The sequence below is a fragment of the Gemmatimonadota bacterium genome (genome assembly GCA_026706345.1).
Classification (GTDB): domain Bacteria; phylum JAAXHH01; class JAAXHH01; order JAAXHH01; family JAAXHH01; genus JAAXHH01.
Genome location: JAPOYX010000208.1, coordinates 1,897 through 2,512, shown reverse-complemented (window position 1 = coordinate 2,512; position 616 = coordinate 1,897). Strand labels below are relative to the sequence as shown.

Below are 616 nucleotides of genomic sequence, written 5' to 3'. Positions count from 1 at the left end.
ACCCGGACAAAGTCCCGGAGAAATATTACGAACGGCTCGGCCTCAAGAAACCGGACTAGGCCGGTTGTGAGGAGTAGACATGCTCGTTGCTGGAGTTGGTCTCTCAAAACAACAGGATACCGAACAGGCCACGCGGGAAGCGGCCCAGGCGGCCTTGAGTCAGGCCGGGGGCGACCGCGCTGACTTTGCCCTGGTCTTTGCCACCGCGCATCACGGGGCCGGGTACGGGCGCGTCCTGCGTACGGTCCGCGCTGAAACGCAGGCCAGTCAGGTTGTCGGCTGTAGTGCCGGTGGCGTGCTGACCACGGCTGGAGAAGTGGAACGCGCGCCGGGTGTTGCGGTCTTGGCCGTGCGGTCGGACACGTTGTCCGCCCATCGTTTCTTTGTTCCCCAACTGCGCGGCCGGGCTCGGACGGTTGGCCAGGAGGTCGTGTCCAACGTCACGCCTCACCTCGGTCCCGAAAATCTCGCCCTCGTCTTCCCCGATACGTATAATTTTGATTCGCATGCGTTCTTTGACGGCATCGCCGAAGGCGGGCTCTCGGACGTGCCTTTTGTTGGCGGCGGGGCGTCTGAGGACGGGGTCGAGCTTAGCGTGGCGGGGGGCGGCGCGGGT

Annotated in this window: 1 protein-coding gene; it reads left to right on the top strand. The window is 64.4% G+C overall.

Annotation, left to right across the window (positions count from 1 at the left end):
- Positions 1–79 precede the first annotated feature (79 nt).
- A partial coding sequence (locus OXG98_14245) for a hypothetical protein (GenBank protein MCY3773162.1) occupies positions 80–616 on the top strand: 537 nt, incomplete at its 3' end.